The 7014-nt window shown below is 70.2% G+C and carries 5 protein-coding genes; 1 reads left to right on the top strand and 4 read right to left on the bottom strand.

Annotated features, from left to right (window positions below):
* From DD1DGNOD_RS08185 to DD1DGNOD_RS08170, 4 genes are all read right to left on the bottom strand, one after another.
* The coding region (locus tag DD1DGNOD_RS08185) for a 4-alpha-glucanotransferase (RefSeq protein ID WP_131769821.1) at positions 1–2262 on the bottom strand (2262 nt) is incomplete at its 3' end.
* Positions 2252–3823 carry a HAMP domain-containing sensor histidine kinase gene (locus DD1DGNOD_RS08180; RefSeq protein WP_241251323.1) on the bottom strand — a complete coding sequence of 524 codons (1572 nt, stop codon included), beginning with the start codon at positions 3821–3823 and terminating at the stop codon, positions 2252–2254. The genes DD1DGNOD_RS08185 and DD1DGNOD_RS08180, both read right to left, overlap by 11 nt.
* A 179-nt stretch (positions 3824–4002) precedes the next feature.
* Complete coding sequence (locus DD1DGNOD_RS08175) at positions 4003–4749, bottom strand: response regulator transcription factor (protein ID WP_131765950.1); 747 nt, start codon at positions 4747–4749, stop codon at positions 4003–4005.
* Between the two features lie 230 nt (positions 4750–4979).
* The gene (locus DD1DGNOD_RS08170) at positions 4980–6299 is read right to left on the bottom strand and encodes a mechanosensitive ion channel family protein (RefSeq protein WP_131765948.1); all 1320 of its coding nucleotides are present in this window, start codon (positions 6297–6299) and stop codon (positions 4980–4982) included.
* 316 nt (positions 6300–6615) lie between these two features.
* Between DD1DGNOD_RS08170 and DD1DGNOD_RS08165 the strand changes: the two genes are divergently transcribed.
* Positions 6616–7014, top strand: a 399-nt coding sequence (locus tag DD1DGNOD_RS08165; protein ID WP_131769820.1) for an HNH endonuclease, incomplete at its 3' end; no start/stop codon positions are given.

Here is a 7014-nt window from a genome sequence, read left to right as displayed (position 1 = left end):
GGGATCAGGGCCAGAAGCGGGACCAGGGCCAGAAGCGGGACCGGACGTCGGCAGGTCGGCCGGATCCGCGACGGTGAGATCCACGGCCAGCAGGCCCTCGTCCTGCAACAGGGCGATCAGCGCGTCCCGCTCCCGCCGCCACGCCTGGAGTTCGGCCTCCTCCGAGCGTCGCAGCAGGCCACGGCGGGCCCGTACCCGCACGTGCTCACCGGTGAGATAGCCGGCGACGGTGGGCAGGTCGTGCGTGGTGATGCTCGCCATCGCCGGTTCCCGCCAGCGTCGCGGCGGCAGTGGCCCACCGTCGGAGTCGCGTTCGAACCACGCGACGGTCGACCCGAGCACTCCCGCGCGGGCAAGCCTTGCCTCGACCGAGGACTCGACCGTGCCGAGGTCCTCACCGACAACGAGCGCCCCCGCCCGAGCCGCCTCGAGTGCTAGCAGGCCGAGCATGGCATCGGCGTCATAGCGGACGTAGGTGCCCTTCGACGCGGAGTTTCCGGCCGGGATCCACCACAGCCGGAACAATCCGAGGATGTGGTCGACCCGCAGTCCGCCGCCCCGGCGAAGCACCGCGGCAACCATCTTCCGAAACGGTGCGTAACCGGTTTCGGCCAGCCGGTCGGGCCGCCACGGGGGCAGCGCCCAGTCCTGGCCCTGCTGGTTGAACCCGTCCGGAGGTGCTCCCACGGTCGCGCCGGCCGCGAACACGTCCTGCAACGCCCAGGCGTCCGCGCCACCGGGGTCCACGCCAACCGCAAGGTCGTGCACGATACCGACGGTCATCCCGGCATCGCGGGCAGCCACCTGCGCAGCGGCGAGCGCAGCGTCACAGGCATGCTGCAACCAGCGGTGGAAGGCGACCCGATCCCGCAGCTCGACGCGGGCGTCGGCGACAGCGGAGCTCCGCGGGTCGTGCAGCTGTGCCGGCCACAGCCGCCAGTCCGGCCCGTGCCGCTCGGCGAGAGCACACCAGGTTGCGAAATCCGTGAGGCCGTCGTGGCCCTCTTCGTGGCCGTCCTCGCAGCCATTCCCGTGGCCGTCCTCGTGGCCGGCGCGGGTAGACGCGGCTGTAGCCGTGCCACCCGCTGCGTCCGTGCCACCCGCTGCGTCCGTGCCACCCGCTGCGTCCGTGCCACCCGCTGTAGGTGTGCCACCCGCTGTAGGTGTGCCGCCGCCGGAGACGCTGAACAGCAACTCCAGGGCGGCGCGCTTGGCCCGCCACACCGCGTCCCGGTCCAGCAGGTCGGCCCTGCCCGGACCGTGCTCGTCCCCCCGCGGGTCGTCCCCCGGCGACAGCTCGGTACCGGCCTCGGCACGGACGGTAGCGGCAAGCTGATCGACACGGGCTCGGGTGGCGGCGTCCGCGTGGGCGTATTCGGGCAGGTCCTGCGGACGCAGATACAGCGGGGAGGCAAAACGTCGACTCGCCGGAAAATACGGGGACGGCTCGATGGGAAGCGTCGGGGTGACCGCGTGCAGCGGGTTGACCAACAGCACGTCGGCACGCCGGCCCTCCTCGCTGCCGGCCCAGGCCGCGAGTTCGGCGAGGTCGGCATAGTCGCCCATCCCCCAGGAGCCCACCGACCGCAGCGCATAGAGTTGGATCATCCATCCCCAGGTGCGGCCGGGAGTGGCTCCAGGAAGATCGGGTACCGCGTCCGGCACGACGACGAGCCTTGCCGCGGCCGAGGCTGCACCGGCCCGGACCCGCAGTACGTGATCGCCCAGCGGCAGGCCCGCGGGCGGTGTCAACGGGACGCCGACGAGATCCTGGCCGTCAACCGTCCGGTGTTCGACCGCCTCACCCCATTCGGTGAGGTCTCGGCGCCCACCGCTTTCGAACTCCAGCCGGGCGAGGGGAACTGTACCGGCGGGCACCCGTGCGATCACCGGCACGGGCGCGGACCGCCGTACGATCACGCAGGCGGGCAGCGGACGCCGCCACGGTGCGTCGCGAGCCGCGGCAAGAGCGGCAGCCGGGTTCGCCGTGTCGACGTCGAGCAGGCCCAGCACAGCCCGGACGACATCCGGGTCGACGGTGACTTCCCGATCGTCGGCGTCGACGTAGCGGGTGGCGACGCCGTACACGGCCGCCAGCTCCGCCAGCAGCGGGTCGACGCCTGTCACCTGCTGAGCAGGGCTGATGCCGGCGCCGATCTCGGTGCCGGTGCCGCTGCCCGCGCCGGCGTCAGTACCGGTGCCGGTGTCAGTGTCAGTACCGGTGTCAGTGCCGATGTCGGTGCCGATGTCGTCAGAGGCCACGGACGGATCCTCTCGCCCGTCGGGGTCCGCGGTCGGACGCTCGGGCAAACCCGGACGAGGCCGCCGAGCTGACCTCGTCCCAGCTGCCGGGACAGGCCGCGTTCAAGCCTGCAACGGACGGTGACGACCACAACGCGTCCTCGGGAACCGGAAGCGACAGCCGCAGGCGTGCGCCCCCACCCGGGCCCTCCTCGGCCCGCACGCTCCCGCCGTGCACGGCCGCGGCATCCGCGACGATGGCCAGGCCCAGCCCGGAGCCGGGCAGCCCGCGCGCGGACGTGGCGCGGTAGAACCGGTCGAAGATCCGGGACCGGTCCTGCGGCGCGATCCCCGGGCCCTGGTCGGTGACGACAACCTCGCCACCACCGACAGTCACGAAGACCTCGCCCTGCGGAGGAGAAAACTTCACCGCGTTGTCGAGCAGGTTCGTCACCGCCCGTTCCAGCATGTGCGGTCGCCCGTCAACGGGGGACGAGGCGGTGGTCACCACGATCTGGACGTTCTTCGTCTTGGCACGCCGGCGCACCCGCTCCGCCGCACTGTGGACGATCTCGGTCAGGTCGGTGCGCTCGACGTCCTCGGGGGGAACTTCGTCCCGGGCCAGCTCGACCAGCTCGCTGACCAGCCCGCTGAGCTCCCGGATCTGGGCGTCGACGTCCCGCAGCAACGCGTCCCGGTCGTTCGCGGGCAATGCGCGCTGCGGGTTGGCCTCAGCCCGCAACAGCAACTCGATGTTGGTCCGCAGGCTGGTCAGCGGGGTGCGCAGTTCGTGGCTGGCGTCGTCGACGAGCTCGCGCTGGCGCGCACGGGAGGCCTCCAGGGCCCGCAGCATGCTGTTGAGGCTGCTGGCCAACCGGGCGATCTCGTCACTGCCGGTAACCGGAATCAACGCGGACAGGTCCTGGGTACGGGCCACCTCCTCGGCGGCGGCGGCGGCGGCGTTCACCGGTTTGAGGGACGCCCGCGCGATCAACCTGCCCAGCAGCACCGACCCGACCACCCCGGCCGCACCCACCCCCAGCAGGATCAGGCCGAGAGTACGCAGTGTCTGGTCGACGTCGGCCATGGGCCGAGCCAGCTGGATCGCGCCCGGGCTACGACCGGGGAACAGCAGGGGGAGGGTCGCCACCCGATACCGGTCACCATCCACGGTAACGGTACGCAGCTGCTTGTCCACCATCCCCTCGGCCACGGCGAGGTCGGTGGCGTTCACGGGCAGCGTCACCGACTGCCCCGACCAGGTGCCCGTGCTGCCGTCCGCGAGGATGACCTGAGCAGGCAGACCGAAGTTGGATCCGATCAGCCGCCACGAACCGCGCGGGCCCGGCATGCTCGGCACGATCGTCCGAGCGGCCGCCTGGGCCTGCTCGGTCAGCTGATCGTCGATGGACCTGTTGAGCACGATCCCGGTCGAGGCGAGCGCCACGCCCGCGACCACGGCCACGACGGCAGCCACCGCGACGCCGATCAGCAGTACCATCCGGTTACGCAGCGACAGATGGCTGTGCGTGAAGCGGCGCCGCCAGGACGTCCCGCCTCCAGACGCACCATTTCCGGACATACCATTTCCAGGCATGCCTCTTCCGGACCCATCCGCTGGTACGTCCGACTGCTGCCCGGCAGTACCCGAGCCGGGTAGGACGCTCATCCCGGCCGCGCTGTCATGCTGGGGCCTTCATAACGGGCCAGGGCTCGATCCGACCGCGACAGCCGTCACGTCCGCGCCTGCCACGCCGTCCGTCACGCCGTCTCCCGCAGGACATAGCCGACCCCGCGAACCGTGTGCAGCAATCTGGGTTCACCGCCGGCCTCCAGCTTGCGACGCAGGTAGCTGACGAACACCTCAAGCGAGTTCGAGGACGGACCGAAGTCGTATCCCCACACCCTCTCCATGATCGTCGAACGTGACAACACCTGGCGTTGGTGGGCGAGGAAGAGCTCGAGCAGGTCGAACTCGGTCTTGGTGAGAGTCAGGTCGCGATCCCCGCGGGTCACCTGCCGGCTGCTCGGGTCGAGACGGACGTCGGAGAACGCCAGCACCTGCGGCAGCCCCAGGGCGAGACCGGCGAAGGAGTCCGCGCTCCCGCCGGCCGCCACCGCGGCGGCGCTGGCCGCCCGGGCCGACAGCGACGCCCGGCGGGTGAGGGCACGCAGCCGGGCGAACAGTTCCTCCAGCGCGAACGGTTTGACCAGGTAGTCGTCGGCCCCGACATCCAGGCCGCTCACCCGGTCGGCAAGCCCGTCACGGGCGGTGAGCATGAGGACGGGCAGGTCGTCGCCTCGGGCCCGCAGCCGCCGGCAGGTCTCCAGGCCGTCCACCCGCGGCATCATCACATCGAGCACGACGATGTCCGGACGGTCGCGGGCGACCGCGTCCAACGCCTCGGCCCCGTCCCGGGCGGAACTGACCTCGTAGCCTTCGAACCTCAGCGATCGCTCGAGGGACTCCCGGACCGCCGGCTCGTCATCGACCACCAGTACACGCACACCACACAGTCTGCCCGGCCCACAGCGCGACAGGAGCCGGTGCGACCAACTCTCAGCTTCGCCTACCGTGATCCTTATCCGCGGTTCAGCTACCGCGACACACCGCCGGCAATCCGGCCGGACACGCTGCCGACAATCGGGCCGACCGAAGGCGGCACCGGCGATCCGGTCGAACGAAGGCGGCACCGGCAACCTGGCCGCCCAGCCAGCGGCGGCGCGGACGCGGGGAGTCAGCGGGAAGCGGACGCGGGACCGGACGACCGGCCCACCGGTGAGGGCACGGGACCGGACGACCGGCCCACCGGTGAGGGCGCGGGACCGGCCAGCTCCGGGGTGGGACCGCTGTCGGTCGCGCTGGTCGCGTGCGGGCCGGCATCGCCTTTCTCGTCATCGGCGCGCCGCTCCTCGTCGTCATCGATCATGACGACCTCGCTACGCTGGACGCTGCCGAGCGCGATGCCCTCGGCTTCCAGCGCCGCGCGGAAGCGCTCACGCAGGGCGCGAGCGACGTCCCACTGCTTCAGCGGCTGCGTCTTGGCGATGACGCGCAGTGCGTAGCCGTCCGCGGTCATCGACTCCATCCCCCACACCTCGGGTTCCTCGATGATGGCGGCGGCGAACTGCGGATCCGTCCAGAGCTTGTCCGCCGTCCGCTTGAGGATCCGCTTGGCCGTGGCCACGTCGGTGTCGTAGTCGAGCGGTACGTCGAGCACTGTCCGTGCCCACTGCTGGCCCTTGTTCCCCACCCGGGCGATCTCGCCGTTACGGACGTACCAGACGGTGCCCTCGACGTCACGCAGGCGGGTGACGCGCAGGCTGACCGCCTCGACGTTCCCGCTGACCGGCCCCACGTCGATCACGTCACCCACGCCGTACTGGTCCTCCAGCAGCATGAACATGCCGGCCAGGAAGTCCCGGACGAGGTTCTGCGCGCCGAAGCCGACCGCGACGCCGACGATTCCGGCACTTGCCACGATCGGTGCGAGGTTGATGTCCAGCTCGCCGAGGACCGTGACGAAGGCGATCCCGAAGACGATGACGGATATGACGCTGCGCAGCAGTGATCCGACCGTTTCGGCGCGCTGCCGGCGTCGCTCCAGCAGCACAGTGGGATCACCGAACGCGCCCAGAAGCACCGCGCGCCCGGAGCGCAGTATCCCACCCGACCCTCCGGTGGAGGCTCGGCGGGTCGTCCGGACGATGAACCGGTGCAGCAGCGACCGGATGATGAAAGCAACCAGCAGAATCAGCAGGATCTTCAGCGGCGTGCCGACGAAGACGTTGGCACCGCCGGCAAGGTACTGGCTGTGGGTGACGTCGTAGACCGTCCGGCACAACACCCCGGGGTGCGCTCCGCAGGCGTTCTGCAGCGCGTCCCTGATCTGGCCAAGGCTGGGTCCCAGCGGGACGTCGGTCGGGATCGGCACGGGCACGCTCGCGGATGCGGCGGGCACAGCGGCCGGCGATGGCGGCGGCGAGCTCGACGCTGCGGCCGCCGAGGGCAGTAACGATCCGAACGGCTGGGCAAGCAGGGACGGGGAGTTGGCCACGGCCTCCAGTCAGCTCCTCACACGTGATCGGTTTCGAACTTTCGGGTGGGCGGCCCCCAGGGGATCCGGCGGCATCCAGTCTTACCGATACGTGTCAGCTACCGAACAGGGGTCCGGCACCCGCCTATAACACACAGACAACGGCCGGCTACGCTAAGCTTGTCGGACAGGAACCGGGTTGCACAGTGTGTCAATGATTACCCGGCGACAATCGCAAACCCACTCGCGTTCGAGACCCGAAGGCGGTTGACTATCTCAGTGTCACCGGTGGCTAGCTCATGACGGCCGCCATCCGGTAGGGCGAGGAGGTCGGCGCGTGACAGAAGCGCTGGTTCTCAATGCCACGTATGAACCGTTATGCGTGGTTTCACAGAGGCGTGCGCTGGTGCTCGTGCTCACCGAGAAGGCAGTCATGGTCGAACCCGGGGACAAAGTTCTCCACTCGGCCACGTACACCGTCGAGGTGCCTGTCGTCGTACGGCTGGCTCGGTTTGTCCGCGTACCTTACCGTTCGCAGGTCCCCCTCACCCGCAAAGGGGTGCTGGCCCGGGATCATCACCGTTGTGTCTACTGCGGCGCGCCGGCAACATCGCTGGATCACGTCATCCCCCGCTCCCGCGGGGGCGCTCATGTATGGGAGAACGTGGTGGCGGCCTGTGGCCGCTGCAATCATCTGAAAGCCGACCGAGCTGTGGCTGATCTTGGCTGGCGGCTT

Origin of the sequence: Candidatus Protofrankia californiensis, from assembly GCF_900634765.1 — a bacterium.
GTDB lineage: Bacteria > Actinomycetota > Actinomycetes > Frankiales > Frankiaceae > Protofrankia > Protofrankia californiensis.
The sequence above is the reverse complement of the archived record's forward strand: the minus strand, read 5'-3'. Positions and strand labels throughout refer to the sequence as shown.